Below are 1,337 nucleotides of genomic sequence, written 5' to 3'. Positions count from 1 at the left end.
GGGTCGACATGCGGTCCGGCCCGACGTTCGGGACGGTGTTCACCGCGGAGATCGATCCGTCGCGTGCGGTTTTCGTTCCCCGCGGCGTCGGCAATTCGTTCCAGACGCTCGAACCGGACACCGCCTACGCCTATCTGGTCAACGAGCACTACTCGCCGGATGCCGCCTACCCGTCGGTGAACCCGGCTGACACCGAACTCGCGATCAACTGGCCGATTCCGCTGGAGCAGGCCGAACTGTCGGCGAAGGACAAAGCCCAGCCGCCGTTCGCCGAACTCACGCCCATTGAGCCCCTCAAGACTTTGGTCTTGGGCGCCGGCGGACAGCTAGGTCAGGCCTTGCGTACGGCCTATGCCGACGCACCGCACGTCGAGTTCGCCGGGCACACCGAATTCGACCTGACCGCAGGCGATCTCGAGTCCGCTCGCCCGTGGCGGGACTACGACACCATCATCAACGCCGCGGCCTATACCGCTGTCGACGCTGCCGAGACCGCTGAAGGGCGCGCCGCGGCCTGGGCTACCAATGTCACCGCTGTCTCAGCACTGGCCCGCGTCGCCGCCGACCACCGTCTCACCCTCGTGCACGTTTCCAGTGACTATGTATTCGACGGCACCGCGACCCGGCCCTACCGCGAGGACGACGCCCTGGCACCGCTCGGCGTCTACGGCCAGTCGAAGGCGGCCGGCGATCAGATCGTCGCAACTGTGCCGCGGCACTACGTCGTTCGCACCTCGTGGGTGATCGGCGACGGCAAGAACTTCGTGCGCACCATGTTGTCGCTGGCCGACCGCGGCGTGAACCCGTCGGTGGTCAACGATCAGATCGGACGGTTGACCTTCACCTCGGAACTGGCCCGGGCGATCCGGCACCTGACCGAGACCCGCGCACCGTACGGGACCTACCACGTGACCGGATCTGGGCAGGCTGGTTCCTGGGCCGACGTCGCGAAGCGCGCCTTCGCCTTGGCCGGGCACGACCCGGACCGGGTTACCGGGGTCTCGACCGCCGAGTACTTCGCCGGAGCGACGGGTCCGGTGGCTCCGCGACCGCACGGCAGCGTGCTGGACCTGGCGAAGATCGAGTCCACCGGGTTTACTCCCGCCGATGCCGACGAGATGCTGGCAAATTACGTTGCGGCTGAGTCGTGTACGACGCGCGAGACCGCCCGCACATAATCCGGCGTCGTACTCGGTCTGTTGAGTCGCAGCAACAAGAAAGCTGGTAGTCAGCCTGCAGACTCGGCGGCCAGGCGGTAACCGCGGACGGCCAGTGGCCCGACCACAGCGGCCGCACAAAGACACCAGATCACGCTGTGCAGCAGGGGTAACAGCGCG

General features: G+C 66.9%; 1 protein-coding gene. It reads left to right on the top strand.

Annotation, left to right across the window (positions count from 1 at the left end):
* Positions 1–1,178: sugar nucleotide-binding protein (locus ACN269_RS33540; protein WP_421477181.1), on the top strand; the 1,178-nt coding region annotated here is incomplete at its 5' end.
* Positions 1,179–1,337: the final 159 nt, after the last annotated feature.

The organism is Micromonospora sp. WMMD736, assembly GCF_049179015.1.
GTDB lineage: Bacteria > Actinomycetota > Actinomycetes > Mycobacteriales > Micromonosporaceae > Micromonospora.
This window is presented reverse-complemented; position numbering and strand designations above follow the sequence as displayed.